The organism is Chryseobacterium potabilaquae (assembly GCF_902728265.1).
Taxonomy (GTDB): domain Bacteria; phylum Bacteroidota; class Bacteroidia; order Flavobacteriales; family Weeksellaceae; genus Chryseobacterium; species Chryseobacterium potabilaquae.
This window is the reverse complement of sequence record NZ_CACVBR010000009.1, coordinates 29,475-54,227: the sequence shown is the minus strand read 5'-3', so window position 1 is coordinate 54,227 and position 24,753 is coordinate 29,475. Positions and strand designations below refer to the sequence as shown.

Here is a 24,753-nt window from a genome sequence, read left to right as displayed (position 1 = left end):
ATTAGTTCTTGTAATTGTATTTATATTCTTTCAACACTTTACCATTCACATCAACTACTTTTTCAAGTCTATTAGCCGAATCATAGATATAGTTTTCTCTGACTCCTGATGTTGGGGTAATACTTGTCACTCCGATCAGAGGATTATATGTATAAGTGGTAATTTTTTTGCCTACTAATAATGATTGTGTTCTGAAATTATTTAATGCATTAAGAAGGAAACTTTCTTTCATAGGATCAGAAACATTTTCATTAGAAACTGCAATGATAGAAGATATCGCACCAGTAGACACAAGTTGGTCATAATTCATCCCTTCTATTTTTGCAATGGGAAAGGTCTTATTGTAGCCAAAAATAATACTTACCGGATTTCCATCTTTTGCTGTATATTGAATAATATTCCCTGTATCATCATATCTATCATAAGTTATTGCATCTAAAAATAAATTACTATTTAACTTATCATAAGACTTTATAGATAGTGGTAACACTAAATTTCCTGTTTGAGATGTTGGTAAAGACAGCGGATAAACTGTTTCAGTTTTATCAAGGTTTATAGTTGCATTTCCATTTGTTTGTGTATAAGTAGTTTCCAAGGGAATCCCAATCATGTTTCTATTCATCATTAATTGATTTCCTTTTTCATGTGCATACTTATAACCAGATTCATTAATCACTAAATCCGGGGTAATTGTTTTTTTGTTGGTAAGCTGATGATGAAAAAAATTATTATAAAAATATTCTGTTTCTGTTTTCATCGCTACCCCCTCTAAATATTCTGTTATTTTTTGTGACTTTAGATAATCAAAATGGGAAATATTTTTATACTGTACTACATCAAGATTATCCAACCTATCATCTATAATTACCACATCACCAACATTTTTACCAAAACAAATACCTTTATGTGTTTGGGTGATATTTTGAGCACCAAAGGAATGACAGTTTTTGTACCAATCCGTAGTAGAATATGTATGTGAGTGTTTTGTAATACAATAGGTAACATCCAATGTTGAATTTAAATCTTCCGCTTTACATCTTTGAACAACATCATGTACTACTGGATCCTCATAATTTTTTCTAATTGCTAAACCATCAATCTGAATTTTACGCTTTTTATCTTCTTCATAATTCATCTCTACTGTTTTTATCAGATTATTATTACTATCCAAATATTTTGTAAGAATCTCTCGGCCATTATTCCATCCAAAATTCGTCCAAGGCGCAGACTTTATGTCTCCTCCATAAATCATCTTCCCAAAATAATCGGTATCAATAGAATAATTATGGACAATCGTAGATTTACCCTCAACTATTTCCTGAACTGTTTTATAAAATACATTGGGATGTAGAGCATTCAGCTGATTAATATTTGATGAAGTTAAAACATTATATATAAACCTTTCTAATCCATATGCAATTGGTCCTGTTGTGGTTGACCCTGCGGGAGGATTCCGAACACAAGTTTTTGTTTTATATAATCCTTGTGTAAAAATAGGTTCCCTAGTGACTACTGCATTGGAAAATTGATCATTAAGATCTTTATAAATAAACTTTCTCGTAGTAGCAATACCATTTTCAGAATTGTCTATAATTTTATTTATTCTCAAACCAGCAATATCTACTTGAACGTTTCCATATATTGGTTCAGCAACCGTATAACTAGTTGCTACGGACGATCTAGTACATTCAAAAGCTGTCGAAATTGTCAGTTTCAACATTTCATCCTTAGAAATTTTAGCATAAAAAACATTTCCATTAACAGGTAACATAAAAGTGGTTCCTACCACAACTTCAACTCCATTTGGGGATTTGGTATAAAAAGGTATTAGCGTTCCATTTGGCCGCTTAAGTGTCACCAAAGCTCTATGTTTACCTTGAACATTTAGATTAGGGTCACATTTGGTTGAATTAAAAGATGCCGATCCACCTAATTTTATTTCTTCATCACGAATAGAGTTAATAGTTTCTGATTTTGTCTGCTGAGGACTTCCAAAATCAATATCTACACTTTGAGCTCCAATCGAAAATCCTTTCGATTCACCAGGAAAAATAATTTTATTTTTCACCGAAGTGTGGTTTTCATAAAAAAACATGGAATTTCCTTTCGTAGGGTATGTGATTTTCGCTAACATTCCCACCTGAGATTTTAAAGGAGATACTTCCTGAGAAGCACCTGTATAGACGAAAGATTCGGAAGGAAGTTTGGGAATGAGACTACTATTGTTTAAGGCACCATTATAATAGCCTCCACTATCTCTCGCGAATGAGAGCCTTACAGGAAGTTCTTCAGGGTTTATATATTCAAAAGAATGTACTGCTTTAGAAATTTTATCATTAACACTACTTAAAAATAATCTTTTGTTAGCAGTTAATATATAATCAAAATTAATTTCATTTAACAGTATTGTATTTATCTTTTTTACAACTTTAGTAAGTTTTTGATAATCTTCTGATCCTATATATGAAGTATATTCAAAAATAATTTCTCCAAAAGTGGGATTATTACTGTAAATCTTTTTGATCTGCCTTCCATTTACAGACTGTAAATGGCCGATCAAACCTCCCATTATTGGTGGAATATAAAAGTCTATATTTCCGCATTCAGATTTCTGTGGTGGTCCTGAAGTATACTTCATTACTTGAGAATTACTTAATATAGTCGAATACCCAGCATTTTGGTTTTCAATAATAATTTCTTCACCCGTTGATGGATTTAGAATTTTAGTAAGATACCAGGCTGTCGTACTCATTGATGGAATAGAGTGTCCTTCTCCTGCAGTACGATTCGTTGTTATTTCTTTATCTGCAAAATAATATTTAATACCATCTTCCATGGTTATTGTAAATGAATCTCCTCCACTTTGCCCTTCAATAATAATATCTCTTTGAGAATATATGATAGGCATCCCTCTTCTATCAAAAACAAAACGAAAATTATTACCATTAAAATTGGCCATATACATATCTTGTTCGGAATCTACCAAATCATTAGAAGCATCTTGCAAATATTGCATAACAATAGGATGACGAACTCCTAAACTATCAATATTGGCAGGGAAAGATATATTTGTATTATCTTCATCTGGCAAATCTCTAATTGTTCTGGTAATAATACCCCCCGTTATTAGGCTCCATCCAAGTCCCGTAGAACCATTCATATCATCAATCTTTATCCCATTTGAAGCATAGCTAAGAGAAAGAGGAAGACTTAAACTTTTAGTTTTATATTCCGTTAAAGGAATATTGATATTGGCAGTACCTGTAAAAAGACTTACCGGAATATTTCCATAGCTTCCCAATTTATAGGCTTCGGCGGATGGTGGAAGTATATTTGACAAGACTGATGGGTCAGTCCCAGTAATTTGCGGGCCAGAGGGTCCTCCTCCCTGTCCAAAAATAAAAATTGTAGTCGAAAATAAAATAAAACTAATAATTTTTTTACTCATATGTGTATGTTATTTCTTAATCAATTTCGCGTTCGCCGCTTTATCCGTATCTGTTTTAATGGTAATCAAATAAGCTCCCTGAATGAGAGGTTGAGTATTGATCTTAGTCACCTTATTCTTTGTCTTTTGACTTTGCAATTGCCTTCCACCCATATCATATAAGATAATGTCTGCTTCTTTGAAATCAAAACCTATCTCTACGTAAGCATAGTCTGATACAGGATTCGGATAAATCTTAATATCTTGCTTTTCTATTAATTGATCGATTTGTTTATCTCCTAACTTGATAATTTTCCAGTTTTCCTTTCCTAATTCCTCACCACTTGTTCCTGCTAATACAATAGAACCATCTTTGTTAAGTGTAATATCAGAGAGTTTTTCCTCCTTTTTCTTTGAATCTCCCTTTACATATTTTCTCCATTGTTCATTACCATTTGGGTCAAGGTATAGCATCCAAAATGTACCATCATTAGCTTCAATTTTACCCTCTGCCTGAGTATAGCCTCCTAATAATATTCCTTTTGAAGATTTATTATCTGATGCATGAAGTACACTCATCCCTCTTAGCACATCTCTGTTTTTAAAATTGTAAGATTTTTGCCAGATTTCATCGCCTCTTTCATCCAGTGAGATCAGCCACACATCTGTTCCTTCTTCAAGCCCTACACTTTTATTGCCTGACTTTTCAGATCGAGACTCACCACCAATGAGATAGCCTGATGAAGTTAAAGCCAATGTTCTAAGATGGTCATCATCTCTCCCTCCAAAATTCTTTTCCCATTCTACTTTATTTTCTTTATTCAATTTGACAATCCAATAATCTCCTTCGCCATAATTATCAGTTTTCTTTGATCCACTGGCCTTACTTCTAGAATATATCCCTAATAAAGCTCCACCGTCCCGCGTTGGAATGATCTTTTCAACTTCATCAATTCCGTTACCCCCTAAAATAAGTTGGGATAATTCTTTCCCGTTTTTATCCAATCTTACAATAAGAACATCTTTTGATCCATATCCTTTATCAGAGTTTTGGATATTCCCAGCCACAAAAAATCCTAAATCGGTAGTTTGAATAACAGCTCTCGCTTCTTCCTCAGCAGCTGAACCTACTGTTTTTTGCCAAAGTTCATCTCCAAATTCATTAATTCTAATGACCCAAATATCCGAACCTCCTTTAGAGTCTTCTTTTTTATCCAATCCTTTGGTGGAATAAGAAGTTCCGGCAAGAAGAAACCCTCCATCTTGAGTAGCAACAGTAGCCGATAAAAAGTCGTGTTGATTTCCTGAGAAATATTTTTCCCAAGCTTGTTCACCTTGCTGACTAAGCTTGACCAGATGAAAATCGTAGCCATTGTTTTGAGTCTGGCCTACATTTTGTTGATTGTGAATAGAACTACCTGTAATTAGATATTGTCTGTCAAGAGTAGTGGTAATATGGCTTAAAAAATCCTGAGTGGAAGACTTAATATCTTTTTGCCAGATAATCTCTTGTGAATACAATGTAAAAATAGCGCACAGGGTAAGCGCTCCCGTGTAGAGTTTTTTCATTCAAGTGTGTTTTAATTTTAAAATTCGTGCAAAAGTACTAAAAATCAACAAACTAGGATTTAAGTATAATAAATACCATTATCCTTATTTTTAGCAAAGATATTATAGGCCAACGTCAAAAATCGACGTATTATAAATCAAAAGTAAAAATTTTAAAAAAAAATTAAGCCCTGATATAGAAAAAGATACTTGAATAAAAATTTAAATGGGCTGATTGGCCTTTTCAAAATACTGAATTCCTCCCACTTCTGAAAGATAAAGCTCGTCTGCATTGACTTTGAAATCGACATTTCTATCCAAAAATGAATGGCTAAACAAGGCATACGACGGTTGCTCTGCATAATTATTTTTAAGAAATTGATGAGCTTCTACAATGGTTGTTCCATACAATTTTTTAAAATTTCCGATATGATATTGTGAAAACTTCCCATAATGTATAATAAATTTCAAGGAAAGGTTAATCGTAATGCTTAATTCTCTACTCAGTTCTCCTATCCTTTTATTAAAAGATTCTCTCATCTTTTGGAGGATTTTGTTCATTTTAATATAAGATGGATTTTTATCATATTTATAGAATAAAATAGCATCACCTTCAATTTCTGAAATACTAAAATATTGATTGTTAGACTCCATCAATGTAGAGAGTAATTGTGTGATAACATATTCTCCTATATATAATTTAGTATTGAATACAAATTCGGTAAATCCATTGAAGTCCGGAATAAGTATGATACCCTCTTGTATATTTGTATTCTTCATAATAAAGTAATTTAGTCCTTCTCCTTAATAGACGAAACGAATTCTAATTTACTTTTAGGATTATCCCTATATTCCAAAAAAGTTTTATACAGTACTATTATTATTAAAATAGGTCATTTTCTCGTTGAAATGATTTTTCTCAATTTATACCTCAATAATTAACTCTTTTTCAAAACCATTATATTTTTCATCCATATAGCCATAAGGATTACAAATGATTTCCGTTTCCTCTATTTTGTACCTGCAAGGAGTATGAATATGACCATGAATCCAATATAAGGGTTGATATGTTAGAATTAAATCTTCAAGATTTGAAGCATATGCAGATGTCAAAGGATCATTCTTGTAGTGTTCAGGTAGCGATTGAATACTTGGAGCATGATGAGTAATGACGATATTTTTCATTTCTTTTGAGTCTTCAAGACTTTCCTGTAGCCAAAGTTTTGAAAGCTGATGTATTGTAAAAGTATCTATTGTTCTCAATTTAGAATAGGAAGGATCACGTCTAATCTTTTTATAGTCATTCATTTGCGATTGACAAATCATTCCATATTTCATAGGGTTACCAAACATAGAAAAATCTGTCCATAATGTAGTTCCATGAAAACGAATATTTCCAATATCAATGTAATCGTTTTCAAGAACCGCAATATTTGAGTTTTGAACCGCATCTTTTATTTTATGTAAAGTTTTAGGATATGAGCCTTTATAATATTCATGATTTCCCAAAACGTAAACAATTGGTTTATTTGGAATTACAGATTTAATCCACTCTACTCCTTTAGTTCCTAAATTAATATCTCCTGCAAGAATAATAAGGTCTGCATTATTAAATGATAAATCAACATATCCAAATTCTTGATGCAAATCACTAATCACTTGTATTTTCATTATGTAGTGGATTTAATTATTCCCGTTTTTCCTTTAATAATAGTACAATAATACCAAAATTAATGTCTAACTTTAATCATCAAACAACAAATTATGACTTGGAATCCTGATATCTATAATCAATTTAAAAATATACGTTTTAAGCCTTTTTATGATCTTTCTGACCTCATTGTTCACGAAACTTCAATGAAGGCTATTGATTTAGGCTGTGGTACCGGAGAACAAACCTATCTTCTTGCCCAAAAATTTCCTGACGCGGAATTTATCGGTATCGATTCTTCTCCTGAAATGCTGGAAAAATCTAAAACATGGGAACATAAAAACCTTCGTTTTCAACTCGGTACCACCGAAGAAGTATTGAAAGGCAAAAAACATTGGGACCTTATTTTCAGCAATGCGGCTTTACAATGGTCGGATGACCATGAAAGCTTATTTCCTAAACTCATTTCAAAACTTTCTCCTAATGGCCAATTAGCAGTACAAATGCCTTACCAACCTGGGAATATTTTGAATGTTATTTTATCATCTATGGCGGAAGAAGAACCATTTAAAACCCAGTTAAAGGGCTGGAATCGTCCTTCTTCTGTTCTTAGTCTTGATGAATATGCCCAAATTTTATTTGACAATGGATTGACTGATCTGCATATTTCTCAAAAGGTATATCCTATCATTGCCGAGAATCACGAAACATTATTTAATTTCATTTCTGGTTCAGCACTCATTCCTTATTTGGAAAGGCTTAATAAAAAACAGAAAGAAGTATTTATTACTGCATTCAAAGAATGTATTGTTGAATTTTTTCCAAAACTCCCGGCCATATATGCATTTAAAAGAATTCTTCTCTATGGAAGAAAAACCACAAATTCATCTCAATAGTAGTAAATATTTATACATACAGACATCTAAATCCGAAGAAAAATATTCTTCGGATTTTTTATGCAATACATTAAGATTATCAATTCCATAAAATTATAATAATATTATTAAAAAAGGCTCTATCCCTTCTGCTTAAAGTCTTGAAATCAATAGGTTTTATCAAACAACTGCCTTCCATTTGTAGGGAAAGGAAAATGGATATTCTTTAAAATATTTCTTCAATAATATTTCAAAACTTAGTGACTAATTTATTTTTTGTAAATTTCGGAATAAAAATTATTATCATTAACAAAAATATAAAATGAATATGATTAAAATCTACTATGCTACCAAACTATGGAAAATCCAACACCACCTTCATCAACATCTATATTTTGTTATAAAGCGGTATGAGATCATTCTATAACATAGCCTTTATACACCCTATACAATCCCTTTCACTTACTTTTTACCTTTTCACCATACTCATTATAATGATCTGTAGCCCTACAGCTGTTTATTTTTTAAATATTACACAAAAAATAAAAATTGCTCCACCTCCATTCTTATTTTCATTTTTTTCTATTGAAATTATAATTTCGAAAAAATATAACCTATTAACCCACAATAACTCAGAATGTATCATGCTACTTACCCTCATGAGTAGCTTATTCTTTTTGATTTTTTATATTGTTTTTATTAATCTAAAATGTCACGTTGGGAAAATCAGGATGTAGTAGTATGTATATGGATAGGTATTGGAATATTAGTATTTATTACATCATTGATTATTAATCACTTGAATAGCTTAAAAACGAATAAACAAAAAGTAATGCAGCTCGTGCGTAATACACAATCAGAATGTTGGGAAAATACAATTTATTTGCAGGAAAAAGATCGAGAACGCTTGGCTGAAGAGCTTCATGATAATATTATTTCCCGTCTCAATCTTATCCGATTGAATACCAATCAAAAAAATGTAAATGAAATTAACATGGACCTAAAAAAATCCATGCAGCTTATTCGTGAACTTTCTCACAATCTAACTCCTCCTGATCTTGGAGAAGTTGAATTGATGGACCTTATTGCTGATTATCTGGATCAAGTCAATAAAACCATTAATGTGGTTTATCATCATCATGTAGAGCATGAAGCTGTTATCAACAGCCATATTAAATTAAATGTATTTAGAATTTTACAGGAACTCATCAATAATATACTAAAGCATGCCAAAGCCAAAAAAGTGGAAGTTTTACTCAGGATTTCATTCCACTATCTCATACTAATAGTGGAAGATAATGGTTGCGGATTTACTGCGGGTAAAAATTATGGTGGAATTGGTATTCGAAGTATTCAGTCCAGAGCTAAACAAATTAAAGCAATTTATAAATTAAAAACAAAGCCACAAAAAGGTACCAAATGTATTGTCTGTGTAGCTGTTAAATAAAAAAATGGAAAATATAAAAATTAAAATCGGAATTGTAGATGATGATTTACTATTTGTTCAACTTCTAAAAAACTATATTGAGCAGAATGATCGTTATGAAGTGGTAAAAACCTCAAAAAGTGGTAATGCTTTCCTTAATGAAACGGAATCAGAAAATATTGACATTCTTATATTAGACCTAAGAATGAGTGACGGAGATGGGCTTGAGGTAATGGCTGCATTATCTCAAAAAACCGCCGAAACTAAAATTATTGTGTTATCAAGTTTTTACCGGCGGTCTTTTATGGGGCAAATGTTAAAAATGGGAGCCCATGCTTTTTTACCTAAAGAAATTGATCTAGATGAAATGTCTAATGCGATTAATGCCGTATATACCAATGGGCATTATTTTTCTCAAGAGCAAGTCACTGTTTTACGAGGTCAATTATCCAATAAGCTTCCTCAATTTCATTCGTATTCTAAAGATGATCTTACAGAAAGAGAACTGGATGTACTCAAATTAATTTGTCAACAGCTCAGTACAAAAGAAATTGCTGAAAGCCTTTTTATATCCTCTAAAACGGTAGAGACTCATAAAACCAATCTTATGATCAAAGCTTGTGTAAAAAATATGGCAGGACTGGTAATTTATGCTGTACAAAACAACATCGTGAATGTCAATGAAATTGTTTTATTTGATAAATAAATTTTTATCTGTTGCGATAGCCACGTATATTATTTCGCATTACAGCCTGAAAAGTTAAGTTTCCAAATACTTCATTGAGCCATGCAAAATTACCATTTCCTTGACCGACGAAGCGAGTACGCACTCTATCCCCATCTCTAAAAACCGTTATTGTCACAGTGCCCGGATTAAGAAAATGTCCGGGCATTGCTACATTTTGTATTACGGCGGTGCTATCAAAATTTAATGTTTGTACCGGCCCGAGTCCTCCTGCTGTTGCTCTTCCATCATTAATTCGATCACCGAAATAGCCATTATTTCCTCCTATAATAGAATAAGGAACAGTTCGATAAATAGGTCCATACGCCATATAATTATAGAATCCCTCTACGCTTGCTCCCTCTGAAATGAGTCCAACATCGGTCGTATATTCATAGTAATGATAACGATTGAAAATATTGAAACCTCTAGCTGCCCAAGTTTGACGTATCCATTGCATTACAGGGCTTCCTCTTCGTCCACTTGTATAATAATTTTCATAAATACGACGGGCGTACGGATTGTTCTGTAGTCTCAAGAAATATTCATACATGATTATTTTTTTTAATTTAATTGTTATACTTTGACTTCATCATTAAAAAAATCAGGGAGGATCTTAAAGAACACTCCCCGACATATAAAACTCTAAAAACACACTATTAAGAAGCGCTCAACATTTTTGCAATAGAAATTGCATCAGCTACTGTGTCTATGCTATAAATTTGCATAACACCTTGTGTTGTAGCTGCCTGTCCTAAAATGTTTTGCTGATTTTGAGCATTTACTGCGTTTTCAAACATCAAACCTGTTGAATGAGCTGCTGATTGATAAACATTCCCTAAAGCCATTGCAGGAGCTTCACCTACAACTTTTACATTAGATTGCGTAACTGCATCTGTGATTTGTGGATTAACTGTTTGTGACATGATTTTAATTTTTTGTGAGATCTATTATCTCGGTTAATAAATTTTTTAAAAGACGATTAAAAATTGGTGTTTGGAAAAATGCTGACTATTAAGAAGCGTTTAGCATCGTAGCAATGGATATAGCATCAGCTATGGTATCTAAGCTATAGATCTGCATAATTCCTTGTGTAGTAGCTGCTTGTCCTAAAATGTTTTGTTGATTTTGAGCATTTACTGCATTTTCAAACATAATTCCTGTTGAATGTGCTGCTGCTTGATACACATTTCCCAAAGCCATTGCAGGAGCCTCTCCTACTACTTTTACATTTGATTGAGTAACTGCGTCTGTAATTTGTTCATTGACTGTTTGTGCCATAATTTAATTTTTAAAAAAGTTGATTGTGATTATTTAAGAGCAATCGGGTTTTCCGATTCCCTATATTTTTGATTGAATTGATAAAATAATTTACTATTAAGAAGCGCTGAGCATGGTAGCAATAGAGATAGCGTCTGCTATTGTATCAAAACTGTAGATCTGCATCACCCCTTGTGTAGTAGCTGTCTGACCTAAAATATTTTGTTGATTTTGATTATTTACTGCATTTTCAAACATAATTCCTGTTGAATGTGCCGCTGATTGATAAACATTTCCCAAAGCTACTGCAGGAGCTTCTCCTACTACCTTTACATTGGCTTGGGTCACTGCATCTGTAATCTGTTCGTTTACTGTTAGTGCCATAATTTAATTTTTTTAAGTTACACAACAATCGGATTTTCCGACTGTTCGGATGAATGTTTTTTCTTCCTAGTTAGAAAGTTGTCTACTAAGAAGCACTTAGCATTTTAGCAATAGAAATTGCATCAGCTACTGTATCTATGCTGTAAATTTGCATGATACCTTGTGTAGTCGCTGCTTGTCCTAAGATATTTTGTTGATTTTGAGCATTTACTGCATTTTCAAACATAATACCTGTTGAATGTGCTGCTGACTGATACACATTACCTAATGCTACTGCAGGAGCTTCTCCTACGACTTTTACATTCGCTTGCGTTACTGCGTCTGTGATTTGTGGGTTAACTGTTTGTGCCATAATTGTTTTTTTTATGATTAATCTCTGGTTAATAAATTAGATTGTCTTTGTATTGTTTTAAAAAAGGATGCGGTTATTCTACTTCTCCTCACTGCCTATCGATAATGATTCTCTGCTATGTAAAATACTATTTTATTAGTCCTAACTATTTTAAAATATGCATTTAATAAAAAACCAAATAATGTTGAATATATTGACTAAAACTATTGGTATTATCGTGAAGTTTAGACTTTTAAAAAGAGAAGAAAACCGCATCCATCCATAACCTATCTACTTATGGTTTTCGTCGTTTTGTACGATCTATAAATACAAACTCATGAAAATTAAATATCAAAACGACTTTTCCTAATTCCTACTGCCCCCTTAATTCTTACTTTTTTTGCTACCAGTTTTTTAGCACTCATTACAGAGTTTCCTATTGCCAACTGATAATCTCTTTGTTGATTTAAAATAGATTGCTCAAACATTAACCCTACTGAATGGGAATTGGTTTGCATAGCAATTGCTGCTGGTACAGTTGAAGACATGGCTACAACTCCAGTATTGATTACTTCATTAGTATTTTCCATGAAACTTAGTTTTTAATTATATATTATTTACGAATACTTGCAATTCTGGCTTGTAACTTATTGAGTCTTTCTGCTACTTTTAATTCCTTTGCCTTGATCTTTTCTTTCGAAATTTCCTGAAGATTTTTTAATTGATCTTCATAATTTAACACAGCCGTGTTGAGAACATTGGCAGAAGGTGCCGATATAGTAGCTTGTTGTTGTTTAACAGCTTCCTCCAGTTTTTCAAGCAAAGGCGCTAAAGACTTCAATGTTTCTTTGGTCGCTTTATCTTTAATGTATTGAATAATCTCATCCTCTCTTGTCAAGATGGTCGAATACATTGCATCATTGTCTATACTCTCTATATTGGTATCATTTGGTATAGGAGTAGGTGTATTATCTGGTGTATCGATATCCATAATGGGACCTGATTTATTGGTTAAGTTGTACGCCAATACGCTCATAATTGGCTAATTAAAGTAGGTAGCTTATAAAAGCTCCGGCGGTTGTCCAGTCTCTATTCAAGTCTAGTATCACATTACTTCCTATAATCTCGGTAGAAAGATTACCTGCAATTACATTCGCTGAAAGCAATTCTTTTAATTTATCGGTAGGAAGTTGTAAAATATAATCTTCAATGAACATAGGCATCGTAGTGCTGTTAACAGCTGCATTTTCATTAACAATAATATCTAAGATCTCTTGACTATAATGAGCAATCAACTTAGCTCCTTGGAATTCCAACTCTCGTTTTAATTCTGTAATTTCATTACTTGTGACAAGATCGGATATCGCATTTACATCCACATCATGCGTACTATATAATGCCTCACCTGTATTTGATGGAGTAATAGTGACATCCGTTTTTAATACATAATTTGCTTTATCCAAATTGACCGTCAATAATTTTGAATCGGCTTCTGGTTCTGCTATATCACTTAATGTATTAAGGGGCATCATTCTTACATTACAAAAAAAGTTTTTGGGATCATCAAGCTTCATCATAACCACTGTGATTCCTGTAGCTTTATCTTTAGGTTCTACTACAAATGACTGATAAGAACTGTATTTTTTATTTTTGCTCGTACAACTTACCAACCTTATTATAGGGCAGATATTAACATCTGAAGTTTGCAGATCAAATACAATACGATTTACATTATTCTCCGGTTTTTTCATACTATAATACGTAGTATCATTATCCCTTGTTAGAAAAAAGCCTTCATTGAGTTCCTGTAAAGAAGGTAGGTTTAAAATTTTTGCTGGTTTAGTCTCGTTTGAATAGTTCATGTTTTATTTTTTTTAGTTGGTCAAATAATTTTCCTATTATACTTTTATTGATGCTTTCTGTTTTGGTTGTTTTGTCCACAGAGACATTTACATCCTCAGATGATAGATTTTCGCTCACTAATGGTTGTGGTATGGTATTGGTCTCTTTTACCTTTTCCACATCATGGATAGGTACAATCTCTTCTACTATTTTTTCTACCTTGTCTGACTTGTCCACTTTTTCTACCTTTTCTGGTTTATCTTCCGGCTCAGGTTCAGGAGTTTTCTCTTTCAGTGTCAGCTTGAGGAATTTTTTTTTTTCCGGGTCATCATCATTAGAAGCCCCAGCAGAATCAACATCTGATTTCTTTTCCTGAGTCTCCGTGACAGTTGATGGAGATGTTATTTTTGTCTTAACCTCTGCATAATCACCTATAATCTTAAATAAATCCCGCATGACTTCATTTCCTTTTGCTACATCCATCACCTGAGCACTATCACCTTTGGAGGCACTTACTCCTCCCGTAGCAGAAGGATCGTGAAAATAAGTTCCATACGTTAGAATATTATTAGCTAATCTACTCACAGCAATCAGACCGATTTGTTCAAAGCCCTTTAAAAAAGATTGTAAATCTTGAACCATCATCCCCGCTGCTTGATCAGTCATTATTTTTGCAGCTCCGGTCATTGGTGAAGCTTTAGGAGGAGCCAATACTTCACTATTGACAAATACTACTGCCTCTTCTGTGGGGGTTGTTGCCTGAACTTCTGTACTTGTATTCGTATCCATATTGTTAAGGCTTTAGATTATCCCTTTAAAATTTTAATTGCATCTGCTACAATTACTGGGTTAAGCTGATTCATATTCTGTTGATTGGTAACTGAATTCTGTATTGAAATTCCGCTTGCATGAGTGGCCATCTGGTATAGCATGCTCATGGCTTGTGCAGGTGATTCACCAAGTACGGTAACATTCGTCTGGGTAACTGCATCTGTAGTCTGGCTATTTACTTTATCTGACATATTCTTTATTTAAATGGTTGTTAAAATTCAGTTTTCTACTTTTACTATTTCTTAAAAATTGTTCTTTCTTGACCCTTTCTTTTTGTATATTGTGACCTGGATCCATTTTCATTCTTATTTCCTTTGTTATCTGTGACAAATTTCTGAAAGTTTATTAAATCATTATTCAGGGAATTACCTTGTTTTTAAAAAATAAGGTTTTTCACCATTATGGGAAATAATATATTCAACCGCTCAAATCCTTTGATTTATCTGGAATATCATTCCACTTTTATTCATAAAAAAACCTCCTAAAATGGATTTAGGAGGAAATCTTGATTATATGAAGATGATCAGATTATCAATATGGGTATCTATAGAATATTTTTTAATCTCAAAATTCTTCTATAAAAAATATTCCATTGAAATGATTAACAATATTGAATACTTTCAATGTGTAAGTATGGTATGAGATCGTCTTAGAAACAGTCATTATAAAACTATCGTTTACTTTCCTACTCTTTGTTGAAGATGTTCCGGATATCTTGCCCCCAAGATATTTATTTGAGAAGCTGCCATTTCAATACGGTGAAGATCTTCAGCAGTTAGCTCAATAGAAGTCGCTTTGATATTTTCATATAACCTAGGAATTTTTGTTGTTCCCGGAATGGGTACAATCCAAGGTTTTTGAGCCAATAACCAGGCCAACGCAATTTGCGCCGGTGTGGATTCTTTTTCTTCCGCCATTGATTGAAGCAACTCTACAAGCCTTTGGTTTGCTTTTCTATTCTCTTCTGAGAAACGAGGTACGATATTTCTAAAATCTGTAGTATCAAACTGCGTATTTTCATTAATAGTCCCCGTTAAAAAACCCCTTCCTAAAGGACTGAATGGGACAAAACCAATACCTAATTCTTCCAATAAAGGAAATATTTCCTGTTCCGGTTCCCGCCACCACAATGAATATTCACTTTGTAAAGCTGTCACAGGCTGAATAGCATGTGCTCTACGGATGGATTCCGCTCCAGCTTCAGACATGCCAAAATGTTTTACCTTCCCTTGCTCAATTAGTTGCTTTACAGTTCCGGCCACTTCTTCAATAGGAATATCAGGGTCAACTCTATGCTGATATAATACATCTATAACTTCTGTTCTTAACCTTTTTAAAGAGTTTTCAACAAATGAAATAATATTTTCCGGGCGGCTATCCATTCCTAATCAGCTTTTCCTTCTTTAAATCCAAATTTGGTTGCAATTACGACCTCTTTTCTAAAGGGTTGTAAGGCTTCACCCAATAGTTCTTCATTCATATAAGGTCCATAAGCTTCAGCGGTATCAAAGAATGTCACACCCGCTTCAAAAGCTGCATGTAATAATTTCACAGCCGCATTTTTATCGGTTGCAGGACCATAGCCAAAACTCAATCCCATACATCCTAATCCCAATTCCGAAACTTCTAATCCACTTTTCCCTAAGATTCTCGTTTTCATATTCTATTTTATTTTTTTATCTATGAGTATAAATTTCACAAATAAAAGTAAAGTATCTCTTATATAAGTTACGGTATTTACTACCAAAATTACTGATGGAAGATTCAATATTTTAGAATAGATAATTTTATAAGAATAAAACCATATAAGCAGAAGTAGCCACTGTTATAATTATAAAGCTTAAGGTACTTCAGTTGTTGTTAATGCAAAATTTTATTTTGTACTTTACATTTTCTTGAATCTTTTTCTATACAATTATTTTCTTTAGATAAACGAGAATAAATCTCTTTCTTCTCATTTTCTATTTCCGATTTGCTAAATCCTTCTGCCATTACAAACTTTGTTCCGTCATCAGTTATAATAACTCCTTGCTTCATTTTCCTTACTGGATCTTTTACATAAGAATCATACTGATTGATATATTTATCTTCACTAATATTAATATATTTTGAAAAATTAAATTTTACTTCCTCTTTAATTTTGGTAACTCCAATTAGATTAAATTCAAATTCATTTTCGGTGTCATAGACTTTCGTAATTAATCCAGGAAGCTCTCCAAACTTATAAGGTCCAATATGAAAAGGGATCTCACTTGTAAAATAGGCTTTCCAATTTCTCCCTCCCCATAAAATATCAGCAGATTTGCAATTATATTCTAACACGGTTAAGTTTTCAGCACCCAATTTCCATTTACCCTCTATTTCTTGTTTATATTCATAAAATTCTCCATCAATAGTAGAATATATACTATATACATTATTATTCTTAACTATAATATCTTTAATAAAAGAGCTTTTAAAATCATTAAGATTCACGGTTATATTGGAAACATTCATTAATGAATTTATTTTTTTATTAATAGAATCATTCTTAATATAATTACTACTATAAAAAAATGATTCATTACTTTTAATATCATAATCAAGAATGTAAAAATCTGTTTTCTTTATTTCTTTTTGAGAAGAGTCAGGAGTAAACTTGAGTTGATAATAGAATCTGAACTTTTGAGCATAGAAAAAACTTCCACTTAAGATGCTTATTAAAAATATGATATTCTTAAATAAAACATTCGATATAACTACTTTTGTCTTCATTGATTCATAAAATAAGATGATATTTATAAAAGATCGTATTACAATTAGCAAAGATCCCACAAAATGAATTATTATACAAATATGCCTCTAAATTCAGAGAAAATTGTGATTCTTTTCGAGTACTAACCTCATCTATTAAATACTAATAATTAATATACTAAATATAAAAACCTTATATCTACACCCCTCAACATTACAAATTGATTTTATATATAGATTCATAGGAAAGACTTTTATTTCAATAGATAAAATTAAAATTAAACCCATTCCTTATAAATTTTAAAAATAACCTATTTATTATTTTAATTCATGTGATAATGAATTAAAAAATTCATTATTTTAGTAAAAAAATTAACATAAATATACAATGATTTGTAAAATTTTCATAGTAGATGATGATCCCTTCTTCGGTGAAATGCTTAAATATCATCTTAAGCTTAATCCTGACTATGAAATTCACCTTTTTGATACAGCAAAGGAATGCCTATCCAACCTGTTCAAAAATCCGGATATTATCTGTATAGACTTTGGATTACCAGACATTCCGGGTGATGAGCTTTTCAAACAAATTAAAAACTTTTATCCTAATCTTCCCATTATTGTCATTAGTGGTCAGGAAAGTATTGATGTAGCCATCAATTTCTTGAAACAAGGAGCCAAAGATTATATTGTAAAAAATGAGCATACAAAAGACCTTTTATGGAATTCCATCATAAGAGTAAGAGAAAATATTTCATTAAAACAAGAAGTTGAAGACCTAAAAGAAGAACTAGAGAAAAAATATACTTTTGAAAAAACAATTATAGGACAAAGTGAATCTATAAAAAGTATATTCTCAAAGATCAATAAAGCCTTACATTCTAATATTAATGTCTCTATTACAGGAGAAACAGGGACTGGGAAAGAAGTGGTAGCGAAAGCTATCCATTATAATTCAGCAAGAAAAAGCAAACCTTTTGTCGCCGTAAATATGGCTGCTATTCCTAAAGACCTCATAGAAAGTGAATTTTTCGGGCATGAAAAAGGGGCTTTTACCGGAGCCACAGACAAATCTATTGGAAAGTTTGAACAGGCCAATGGAGGCACTATTTTTTTGGATGAAATTGCCGAGCTCGATCTTAATCTTCAAAGCAAACTCCTCCGAGCCTTACAAGAAAGAGAAATTATAAGAGTCGGTGGAAATCAAAAAATAAAATTAGATGTAAGAGTGATTATCGCCACTCATAAGAATCTTGCCAATGAAGTTAAAAAAGGAAATTTTCGGGAAGATCTTTACTATCGAATCGTGGGTCTTCCTATTGAATTACCTCCTTTGAGAGACAGAGAACAAGATACCTTAATTCTTGCAAAACACTTCATAGATCTCTTTTCAAAGGAAAACAAAATTAAACCTTTAAACCTGTCTTCAGAGGCCAAAAATAAACTCCTGAAATATTCATTTCCGGGAAATGTAAGGGAACTTAAGTCGGTTATCGATCTAGCTTGTGTAATGGCCGATGGGAATGAAATAACAGTAGAAGATATTAATTTTTATAGCATTAAAAATGAGTCGGACGTTCTTTTAAGTGAACAAAAAACGCTCAAACAATATACCACAGAAATAATTCTGCATTTTTTGAAAAAAAACAATAATGATGTCATTAAAACAGCTAAAGTTTTAGACATAGGAAAATCAACCATCTATAATCTAATCAATAATCCTGAAACTAAAAAACTAAACGATCAATGAAAGTTGCCAAATTACTTTTTATAAACGGAGAATGGGAATCTGAACGAAATGATGAAAATCTTGATTATCAGACCGCCCAACTTGTATTAGGATATGGTGCAAGAAATATCCTTGAGAATCCCAATTTTTTTTCATTGATTAAAGAAAAATTTCCCAATGCAAACATTGCCCTATCATCATCTTCCGGAGAAATTTTTTGTAATGATGTTTATGATGACTCGGTAACAGTTACAATCATTAGTTTTTCAAAATCATATGTAAAAACCTCACAAATTGATATTGAAAATTTTCCCAATAGCTACGAAGCCGGAAAAAAACTTATAGAGAGCCTTCCGATGGACAACCTCAAATGGGTATTTGTTTTATCCGATGGAAGCAGCGTCAATGGCAGCCAACTCGTTCAAGGATTAAATGCAAGTCGTCCGGATCATGTTTTGGTTTCCGGAGGGTTAGCAGGCGATGGAGACAAATTTGAAAAAACAGTTGTAGGACTAAACCAATCTCCCGCGCCTAATAAAATTGTGGCAATTGGTTTTTATGGAGAAAATCTAGAACTATCTCATTCCTCATTTGGTGGTTGGGAAAGTTTCGGACTGGAGAGAACAGTTACCCAATCTCATGATAATGTTCTTTACGAAATTGATAATAAAAATGCTTTAGATCTTTATAAAAAATATCTTGGAAAGTATGCTGAAGAGCTTCCTAGCTCAGCTTTATTATTTCCTTTATCTCTAAAGTTATCTGAAGACTCTGCTCCCATTGTAAGGACGATTCTATCAATTAACGAAAGTGATAATATGATGATTTTTGCAGGAGATCTTCCCGAAGGAAGCAAAGTAAGGTTTATGAGAGCCAATCTGGATAGAATTATTGACGCAGCCAATGATGCTGCTAATGAATGTCTCCATATTAGTATCAATAAACCCAAATTAGGGATCATCATAAGTTGTGTGGGAAGAAAATTAGTACTGGGCGATCGTGTTCCGGAAGAGGTGGAAATGGTAAGAAATGTATTTGAGGACAATACAGTCCTAACTGGGTTCTATTCCTATGGGGAAATTTCTCCCCTAAAACCGTTTGAAGATTGTGCATTACATAACCAAACGATTACAATTACCACTGTTAATGAAATTGAATAAAATGGAACCCAAATTTCATAACTTATTAAATCGACAAATCAATAAATACCTTACGGAAGACTGTAAAGATCATCCGCAATTTAAAAATTTTATTAATGCTGTGAATGAATCTTACAAATCTTTTGAGAGAGATAAGGAACTGACAGATCATGCCTTTAATCAAAGTGAAGAAGAATATCAAGATCTTTATAAAAATCTTAAAAATGAAAATCTCTTAAAACAAGAATCCATTTCCCATCTTTATGAATCCATAAAAATCTTAGATTTTAATTTTGAAACCAAAGATTCGGAGGATCTTACAGAATTATCTTCTTATTTATCTGAACAACTTAAAAAAAGAATATTTTTTGAAGAACAGCTCAACAAACAACTGGAATTTCAAAATCTTATGATGGATATTTCTTCGGAATACATTAATATTTCTATTGAAAAAGTCCCTGAAAGTATTAATAAATCTCTGAAAGCAATGACAGAGTTTGTGAAAGCAGATAGAGCATACATTTTTGAGTATAATTTTGAAAATCATACCTGTTCCAACATTTATGAATATTGCAATGAAGGAATTACTCCACAGAAAGATAGTCTTCAAGATATACCACTCAACACCATTAATGATTGGGTAGAAGCCAATAAAAGAGGTGAAACGATCTATTATCCAGATATCCAAAAATTGCCTAAAGGGAATCTCAAAGCGCTTTTACAAGAGCAAAATATTAAAAGTTTACTTGTACTCCCTACTATGCTACAAAATGAATGCATAGGGTTTGTAGGATTTGATTTTGTTAAAGATTACCATCAGGTTTCTGATACAGAGAAAAATCTTTTGACCATATTCACTCAGATTATTGTGAATGTCAGAGAACGAATTGTTCTTGAAAGAAATCTTTCCCGTACCGTAGAAATTCTAAAAAAATTGCTGGCCAATTTACAATTTGGAATATTAATGGAAGATGAAAACAGACAGATTGCTTTTACCAATGATCTTTTTTGCTCCATGTTTAACATTCCTATTTCAGCGGATGAAATGGTAGGATTAGATTGCACTCATTCTGCAGAACAATCTAAAAGTATATTTAAAAATGAAGATCAATTTCCACAAAGAATCAATGAAATACTGTACGAAAAGAAAATTGTCACCAATGAACTTCTTGAAACTAAAGATGGTAGATTTTTGGAAAGAGATTATATTCCTATTTTTCTTCATGACCGTTATAAAGGACATCTTTGGAAATACAATGATATAACAGAAAGAATTATTACCCAAAACCTTCTCAAACAAAGTGAAGAGCGTAACAGAATGATCATGGACTCTGCCATGAATTCTATTATAATTACTGACAGCGAAGGAAAAATAATGTTCTGGAATAAAAGTTCTGAATCTACTTTTGGTTGGAAAAAAGAAGAAATTGAAGGAGAAAATATTGCCGGAAAAATTATTCCAATAGCAGATGATGATATTTATAAATCCATGCTTAATAAGCAACTAGAGCTAAAAACAACTAAAAAAAATGGAGAAGAACTTACTGTAGAAATCTCTGTGATTGCGGTGAAGCAAAACAAACAAAAACACTACTGTTACTTCATTAAAGACATCTCTGAAAGGAAAAGAGCAGAAGATCACCTCAAGAGGCAAGAAGAAAAATACCGTAACATCATTGCCAATATGAATCTTGGCTTAATAGAAGTAGATAATGATGAGATCATTCGTTATGCCAATCAAAGTTTTTGTGATGTTTCCGGATTTGAGTTGGAAGAATTAATCGGTAAAAATCCTTCTACCCTATTCCTCTATGGTGAGAACAACATTCAATTCTTGGAAGAGCAGATTGCCATGAGAAAAAAAGGAATTTCCAGTGTATATCAACTCCCGGTTAAAAATAAAAGAGGTGAAATTCGCTGGTGGGCTGTCAGTGGAGCTCCGAGCTACGATGATCATGGAAATCAATTAGGCTCTATCGGTATTCACCTTGATATTACAGATCAAAAACAACTTGAAGAAGATTTAAAGAAAGAAAAAGCCAAAGCTTTAGAAGCATCCAAGGCTAAAGAAGTTTTTCTTGCTAACATGAGCCATGAAATCAGAACTCCTTTGAACGCCATTATTGGTTTTTTAAGGGAGTTAAAAAGAGGTGACATTCACCCAACTCAAAAACCTTTTATAGAAAACAGTTTTAACGCTTCACAACATTTACTAGCAATCATTAATAACATCCTTGATATCTCAAAAATAGAATCTGGAGAAATGACCCTTGAAAATGAAAGCTTTTCATTAAAAGAGAGTATACAAAACGTTATTACCATCCTTCAGCCTAAAGCAAAACAAAAAAAATTAAAACTACATCCTGTTTTCTCCTCTTCCCTATCCCCTGTTTTGAAGGGAGATTCTCTAAAAATAGAACAAATTTTATATAACATTATTGGAAATTCTTTGAAATTTACCGACGTTGGAGAGATAAAAATCGAATGTAAAGTATTACAAAACTACGTAGACCATCAAGATATTAGTATTAGTATTATAGATACTGGTATTGGAATGGACGAGGATTTTGTCAATAATATTTTTAAGAAATTTAACCAAGAAGACAGCTCCATTTCAAGAAAATATGGCGGTACAGGTTTAGGCATGGCCATTACAAAAGAATTGATATTCTTGATGGATGGGAAAATAGAAGTCTCCAGTAAAAAAAATGTAGGAACCCAAACTACCATAACCCTTACCCTTTATAAAGGAAATAAAGAACTACAAGAAAAAGTAACCCAACAGCAACAGAATATTTCCATTGAAGGACTCAATATTCTCTTGGTTGAAGATAATGAATTGAATCAACTGGTAGCTGAACATACTCTGAAACATTTTAAATGCAATATTACAAAAGCTGAAAATGGAAGAATTGCTTTACAAATTCTAAGTAAGGAGAACTTTGATATTATTTTGATGGATATTCAAATGCCTGAACTGGATGGTATTGAAGCAACCAAAATATTACGTCAAGAATTTGGATTAAAAACACCCATCATTGCCCTTACGGCAAATGCATTTAAAACTGAAATAGAAAATTGTATCAATGTAGGAATGAATGATTATATCACCAAACCCTTTATTGAAGAGAATCTTGTGAGTATAATTTATAAACACACTAGATTAAAAAAAGCACCCCATCCAGATACATTACCTATGGAAGAAATACTATATGACTTGAAAAATATTCAGACTTTAAGCAGAGGAGATGAAAGCTTTACAAAAAAAATGCTGACCATATTTATTATGCAGACTGAACAGACTATTCCTTTGATTGAAAATGCTTTCACGGAAAAAAAACCTACTGAGATAGCCAAGCTAATTCATAAAATAAAACCCAGTGTCGAAGGAGTAGGTATACATTCTATAAAAGAAGAAATGAAACTATTGGAAATAAAAGCAAAAGAGCAAGATATAGAAATAAATGAGCTATATACTTTATTTGAAAAAATAAAAAATACACTCAATATGGCCATTATTCAGCTAAAACAAAAATTTGCTTAGCAGTTGCCATCCAGAAAAAAGAAAAAATTCCAAAATTTGGAAATACATACAACTATAAGTAATTGATTTACAATAAATTAAAATAAGGCACAAAAATGGTCCTATTGTTTTCAAATATAAAACAATGGAAACAAATCAGAATTTAAAACTTTTTATTGTAGATGATGATAGATTTTGTGCAAATGTTTATGAAAAATATTTGAAAAACCACAATTACGAGAATATTACTTATTTCAGTAATGGTGAAGAATGTCTGGATGAATTGTATAATAAACCGGATATTATATTTTTAGATTATAATATGGAAGACCTGAATGGATTTGAAGTTTTAAAGAAAATTAAGCGCTATAATCCCAACATATATGTGATTATGGTATCCGGGCAGGAAAGTATTGATACTGCAGTAAATGCACTTAAATATGGAGCATTCGACTATCTTGTAAAAAACAACAATGTCTGTAAAAAAATGAAAGAAACCATAGAGAAAATAGTAATGATAAAAGAAGAAATATCTCAAAATAAATTAAGAGGTGTTCGCAGATTCTTTTCTGTTTTATTTTAAATTTTTATGATTAAAAACATAGCCATAGCATTCCTTTTCACATTCTTACTCATATCTTGTAAGACCTATAATGTGTTGGAAGAAGCACAACCATCTCAAATTATAGAAGATTTTAAATATGATCCTGCATACGAATATCAGATCCGTAAAGATGATAAAATAACTCTTTCCGTCTGGGGGCAGGATGATTTAAGTGTAGGCTCTGTATATGGGATTTATAATTCGAACGAAGTGTATGGAAAATGGCTACTTGTTGATATCAAAGGAAATATTGAAATTCCAAAATTAGGAACAACCTATGTGCAAGGCAAAACTATTGCCACACTTAAGGAAGAAATCAAAACAAAACTCCAAAAATGGCTTGTTAATCCCATTGTTGACATTAAGGTTTTAAACAAAGAAATCGTAGTATTGGGAGAAGTAAGAAATCCTGCTACAATACAAGTTGACAAAGATCATAATACATTATTGGAACTTATATCCAAAGCCGGAGGTTTTGAAATGTATGCCAATTTAAAATCTGTTAAGATCCTAAGGCAGGAAGGTGAAAATGTACGCGTAACCAATATCGATCTTACAATTATGAAAGATATTCCTAATCAGAATATCATGCTACATCCAGGAGATTATATTATTGTACCTTCTAAAAAAAGTAAAGATTTTGATAAAAGAATTTCCACTATAATCCCATTCGCAACTGTTGCTTCTGCAGCAGCTATATTAATGGGACAGTTATAAAAATGATCA

25 protein-coding genes are annotated in these 24,753 nt (G+C 32.2%); 8 read left to right on the top strand and 17 right to left on the bottom strand.

The genetic code is table 11. The features are described from left to right. Nucleotide 1: 1 nt before the first annotated feature. The 4 genes from CHRY9293_RS07200 to CHRY9293_RS07185 form a co-directional block, all read right to left on the bottom strand. Nucleotides 2-3,448, bottom strand: a complete 3,447-nt coding sequence (locus CHRY9293_RS07200) for a hypothetical protein (RefSeq protein ID WP_162032388.1) — start codon at nucleotides 3,446-3,448, stop codon at nucleotides 2-4. Nucleotides 3,449-3,457: 9 nt separating this feature from the next. Next, nucleotides 3,458-4,996, bottom strand: coding sequence for a T9SS type A sorting domain-containing protein (locus CHRY9293_RS07195; protein WP_162032387.1), 1,539 nt, complete (start codon nucleotides 4,994-4,996; stop codon nucleotides 3,458-3,460). A 201-nt stretch (nucleotides 4,997-5,197) separates the two neighbouring features. After that, nucleotides 5,198-5,755: a DUF2652 domain-containing protein gene (locus CHRY9293_RS07190; RefSeq protein WP_162032386.1), complete on the bottom strand. Its 558-nt coding sequence runs from the start codon at nucleotides 5,753-5,755 to the stop codon at nucleotides 5,198-5,200. Between the two features lie 144 nt (nucleotides 5,756-5,899). After that, the gene (locus CHRY9293_RS07185) at nucleotides 5,900-6,646 is read right to left on the bottom strand and encodes a metallophosphoesterase (RefSeq protein WP_162032385.1); all 747 of its coding nucleotides are present in this window, start codon (nucleotides 6,644-6,646) and stop codon (nucleotides 5,900-5,902) included. Between the two features lie 93 nt (nucleotides 6,647-6,739). Here CHRY9293_RS07185 and CHRY9293_RS07180 point away from each other — a divergent pair, with 93 nt between their 5' ends. The 3 genes from CHRY9293_RS07180 (at nucleotide 6,740) to CHRY9293_RS07170 (ending at nucleotide 9,633) form a co-directional block, all read left to right on the top strand. Further along, entirely contained in the window at nucleotides 6,740-7,522 is a 783-nt protein-coding gene (locus CHRY9293_RS07180; RefSeq protein WP_162032384.1) for a methyltransferase domain-containing protein, read from the top strand. Nucleotides 7,523-8,210: 688 nt separating this feature from the next. Then, entirely contained in the window at nucleotides 8,211-8,948 is a 738-nt protein-coding gene (locus tag CHRY9293_RS07175; RefSeq protein ID WP_162032383.1) for a sensor histidine kinase, read from the top strand. Nucleotides 8,949-8,952: 4 nt separating this feature from the next. Beyond that, the gene (locus CHRY9293_RS07170) at nucleotides 8,953-9,633 is read left to right on the top strand and encodes a response regulator transcription factor (protein WP_162032382.1); all 681 of its coding nucleotides are present in this window, start codon (nucleotides 8,953-8,955) and stop codon (nucleotides 9,631-9,633) included. Nucleotides 9,634-9,637: 4 nt separating this feature from the next. Here the strand turns inward: CHRY9293_RS07170 and CHRY9293_RS07165 are convergent, their stop codons facing one another. The 13 genes from CHRY9293_RS07165 to CHRY9293_RS07110 all read right to left on the bottom strand — a co-directional run bounded on the left by CHRY9293_RS07165 (nucleotide 9,638) and on the right by CHRY9293_RS07110 (nucleotide 17,053). Further along, entirely contained in the window at nucleotides 9,638-10,204 is a 567-nt protein-coding gene (locus CHRY9293_RS07165) for a hypothetical protein (protein WP_162032381.1), read from the bottom strand. Nucleotides 10,205-10,310: 106 nt separating this feature from the next. Further along, on the bottom strand, nucleotides 10,311-10,577 hold the full coding sequence (locus CHRY9293_RS07160; RefSeq protein ID WP_122546744.1) for a RebB family R body protein: 267 nt from the start codon (nucleotides 10,575-10,577) through the stop codon (nucleotides 10,311-10,313). A gap of 88 nt (nucleotides 10,578-10,665) precedes the next feature. After that, nucleotides 10,666-10,932, bottom strand: a complete 267-nt coding sequence (locus CHRY9293_RS07155) for a RebB family R body protein (protein WP_122546743.1) — start codon at nucleotides 10,930-10,932, stop codon at nucleotides 10,666-10,668. A gap of 96 nt (nucleotides 10,933-11,028) precedes the next feature. Beyond that, nucleotides 11,029-11,295: a RebB family R body protein gene (locus tag CHRY9293_RS07150; protein WP_122546742.1), complete on the bottom strand. Its 267-nt coding sequence runs from the start codon at nucleotides 11,293-11,295 to the stop codon at nucleotides 11,029-11,031. A gap of 85 nt (nucleotides 11,296-11,380) precedes the next feature. Further along, nucleotides 11,381-11,647 (bottom strand): RebB family R body protein, encoded by a 267-nt coding sequence (locus CHRY9293_RS07145; RefSeq protein WP_122546741.1) that lies wholly within the window; start codon nucleotides 11,645-11,647, stop codon nucleotides 11,381-11,383. A 323-nt stretch (nucleotides 11,648-11,970) separates the two neighbouring features. Beyond that, nucleotides 11,971-12,216, bottom strand: coding sequence for a hypothetical protein (locus CHRY9293_RS07140; RefSeq protein WP_122546740.1), 246 nt, complete (start codon nucleotides 12,214-12,216; stop codon nucleotides 11,971-11,973). A gap of 23 nt (nucleotides 12,217-12,239) precedes the next feature. Further along, nucleotides 12,240-12,662 carry a hypothetical protein gene (locus tag CHRY9293_RS07135; protein ID WP_162032380.1) on the bottom strand — a complete coding sequence of 141 codons (423 nt, stop codon included), beginning with the start codon at nucleotides 12,660-12,662 and terminating at the stop codon, nucleotides 12,240-12,242. Between the two features lie 10 nt (nucleotides 12,663-12,672). Then, nucleotides 12,673-13,488 (bottom strand): hypothetical protein, encoded by an 816-nt coding sequence (locus tag CHRY9293_RS07130; RefSeq protein ID WP_162032379.1) that lies wholly within the window; start codon nucleotides 13,486-13,488, stop codon nucleotides 12,673-12,675. After that, entirely contained in the window at nucleotides 13,466-14,257 is a 792-nt protein-coding gene (locus tag CHRY9293_RS07125; protein ID WP_162032378.1) for a hypothetical protein, read from the bottom strand. The genes CHRY9293_RS07130 and CHRY9293_RS07125 overlap by 23 nt, the downstream gene beginning before the upstream one ends. A 17-nt stretch (nucleotides 14,258-14,274) precedes the next feature. Next, a complete protein-coding gene (locus CHRY9293_RS07120) occupies nucleotides 14,275-14,490 on the bottom strand; it encodes a RebB family R body protein (protein ID WP_122546736.1) in 216 nt (71 codons plus the stop codon). Nucleotides 14,491-14,976: 486 nt separating this feature from the next. After that, nucleotides 14,977-15,681: an aldo/keto reductase gene (locus CHRY9293_RS07115; RefSeq protein ID WP_262887692.1), complete on the bottom strand. Its 705-nt coding sequence runs from the start codon at nucleotides 15,679-15,681 to the stop codon at nucleotides 14,977-14,979. Nucleotides 15,682-15,683: 2 nt separating this feature from the next. Continuing rightward, nucleotides 15,684-15,959, bottom strand: a complete 276-nt coding sequence (locus tag CHRY9293_RS18870; protein WP_262887691.1) for an aldo/keto reductase — start codon at nucleotides 15,957-15,959, stop codon at nucleotides 15,684-15,686. Nucleotides 15,960-16,159: 200 nt separating this feature from the next. Then, nucleotides 16,160-17,053 (bottom strand): GLPGLI family protein, encoded by an 894-nt coding sequence (locus tag CHRY9293_RS07110; protein WP_162032377.1) that lies wholly within the window; start codon nucleotides 17,051-17,053, stop codon nucleotides 16,160-16,162. Nucleotides 17,054-17,420: 367 nt separating this feature from the next. Between CHRY9293_RS07110 and CHRY9293_RS07105 the strand changes: the two genes are divergently transcribed. From CHRY9293_RS07105 to CHRY9293_RS07085, 5 genes are all read left to right on the top strand, one after another. Beyond that, nucleotides 17,421-18,782: a sigma-54-dependent transcriptional regulator gene (locus CHRY9293_RS07105; RefSeq protein WP_162032376.1), complete on the top strand. Its 1,362-nt coding sequence runs from the start codon at nucleotides 17,421-17,423 to the stop codon at nucleotides 18,780-18,782. Continuing rightward, entirely contained in the window at nucleotides 18,779-19,921 is a 1,143-nt protein-coding gene (locus CHRY9293_RS07100) for an FIST signal transduction protein (protein ID WP_162032375.1), read from the top strand. Before CHRY9293_RS07105 ends, CHRY9293_RS07100 begins: the two co-directional genes overlap by 4 nt. Nucleotide 19,922: 1 nt before the next feature. Then, on the top strand, nucleotides 19,923-23,444 hold the full coding sequence (locus CHRY9293_RS07095; protein ID WP_162032374.1) for a PAS domain S-box protein: 3,522 nt from the start codon (nucleotides 19,923-19,925) through the stop codon (nucleotides 23,442-23,444). Nucleotides 23,445-23,568: 124 nt separating this feature from the next. Further along, nucleotides 23,569-24,006, top strand: a complete 438-nt coding sequence (locus tag CHRY9293_RS07090) for a response regulator (RefSeq protein WP_162032373.1) — start codon at nucleotides 23,569-23,571, stop codon at nucleotides 24,004-24,006. A gap of 6 nt (nucleotides 24,007-24,012) precedes the next feature. Further along, a complete protein-coding gene (locus tag CHRY9293_RS07085; protein ID WP_162032372.1) occupies nucleotides 24,013-24,744 on the top strand; it encodes a polysaccharide biosynthesis/export family protein in 732 nt (243 codons plus the stop codon). Nucleotides 24,745-24,753: the final 9 nt, after the last annotated feature.

What these genes read in the sequence shown, in the direction of transcription:
- CHRY9293_RS07200 (WP_162032388.1), bottom strand. Translation starts at nt 3,448, where the DNA reads ATGAGTAAAAAAATTATTAGTTTTATTTTATTTTCGACTACAATTTTT.
- CHRY9293_RS07190 (WP_162032386.1), bottom strand. Translation starts at nt 5,755, where the DNA reads ATGAAGAATACAAATATACAAGAGGGTATCATACTTATTCCGGACTTC.
- CHRY9293_RS07125 (WP_162032378.1), bottom strand. Translation starts at nt 14,257, where the DNA reads ATGGATACGAATACAAGTACAGAAGTTCAGGCAACAACCCCCACAGAA.
- CHRY9293_RS07110 (WP_162032377.1), bottom strand. Translation starts at nt 17,053, where the DNA reads ATGAAGACAAAAGTAGTTATATCGAATGTTTTATTTAAGAATATCATA.
- CHRY9293_RS07095 (WP_162032374.1), top strand. Translation starts at nt 19,923, where the DNA reads ATGGAACCCAAATTTCATAACTTATTAAATCGACAAATCAATAAATAC.
- CHRY9293_RS07150 (WP_122546742.1), bottom strand. Translation starts at nt 11,295, where the DNA reads ATGGCACTAACAGTAAACGAACAGATTACAGATGCAGTGACCCAAGCC.
- CHRY9293_RS07185 (WP_162032385.1), bottom strand. Translation starts at nt 6,646, where the DNA reads ATGAAAATACAAGTGATTAGTGATTTGCATCAAGAATTTGGATATGTT.
- CHRY9293_RS07145 (WP_122546741.1), bottom strand. Translation starts at nt 11,647, where the DNA reads ATGGCACAAACAGTTAACCCACAAATCACAGACGCAGTAACGCAAGCG.
- CHRY9293_RS07165 (WP_162032381.1), bottom strand. Translation starts at nt 10,204, where the DNA reads ATGTATGAATATTTCTTGAGACTACAGAACAATCCGTACGCCCGTCGT.
- CHRY9293_RS07180 (WP_162032384.1), top strand. Translation starts at nt 6,740, where the DNA reads ATGACTTGGAATCCTGATATCTATAATCAATTTAAAAATATACGTTTT.
- CHRY9293_RS07120 (WP_122546736.1), bottom strand. Translation starts at nt 14,490, where the DNA reads ATGTCAGATAAAGTAAATAGCCAGACTACAGATGCAGTTACCCAGACG.
- CHRY9293_RS07090 (WP_162032373.1), top strand. Translation starts at nt 23,569, where the DNA reads ATGGAAACAAATCAGAATTTAAAACTTTTTATTGTAGATGATGATAGA.
- CHRY9293_RS07085 (WP_162032372.1), top strand. Translation starts at nt 24,013, where the DNA reads ATGATTAAAAACATAGCCATAGCATTCCTTTTCACATTCTTACTCATA.
- CHRY9293_RS07175 (WP_162032383.1), top strand. Translation starts at nt 8,211, where the DNA reads ATGTCACGTTGGGAAAATCAGGATGTAGTAGTATGTATATGGATAGGT.
- CHRY9293_RS07140 (WP_122546740.1), bottom strand. Translation starts at nt 12,216, where the DNA reads ATGGAAAATACTAATGAAGTAATCAATACTGGAGTTGTAGCCATGTCT.
- CHRY9293_RS07100 (WP_162032375.1), top strand. Translation starts at nt 18,779, where the DNA reads ATGAAAGTTGCCAAATTACTTTTTATAAACGGAGAATGGGAATCTGAA.
- CHRY9293_RS07115 (WP_262887692.1), bottom strand. Translation starts at nt 15,681, where the DNA reads ATGGATAGCCGCCCGGAAAATATTATTTCATTTGTTGAAAACTCTTTA.
- CHRY9293_RS07160 (WP_122546744.1), bottom strand. Translation starts at nt 10,577, where the DNA reads ATGTCACAAACAGTTAATCCACAAATCACAGATGCAGTTACGCAATCT.
- CHRY9293_RS18870 (WP_262887691.1), bottom strand. Translation starts at nt 15,959, where the DNA reads ATGAAAACGAGAATCTTAGGGAAAAGTGGATTAGAAGTTTCGGAATTG.
- CHRY9293_RS07105 (WP_162032376.1), top strand. Translation starts at nt 17,421, where the DNA reads ATGATTTGTAAAATTTTCATAGTAGATGATGATCCCTTCTTCGGTGAA.
- CHRY9293_RS07130 (WP_162032379.1), bottom strand. Translation starts at nt 13,488, where the DNA reads ATGAACTATTCAAACGAGACTAAACCAGCAAAAATTTTAAACCTACCT.
- CHRY9293_RS07195 (WP_162032387.1), bottom strand. Translation starts at nt 4,996, where the DNA reads ATGAAAAAACTCTACACGGGAGCGCTTACCCTGTGCGCTATTTTTACA.
- CHRY9293_RS07155 (WP_122546743.1), bottom strand. Translation starts at nt 10,932, where the DNA reads ATGGCACAAACAGTCAATGAACAAATTACAGACGCAGTTACTCAATCA.
- CHRY9293_RS07135 (WP_162032380.1), bottom strand. Translation starts at nt 12,662, where the DNA reads ATGAGCGTATTGGCGTACAACTTAACCAATAAATCAGGTCCCATTATG.
- CHRY9293_RS07170 (WP_162032382.1), top strand. Translation starts at nt 8,953, where the DNA reads ATGGAAAATATAAAAATTAAAATCGGAATTGTAGATGATGATTTACTA.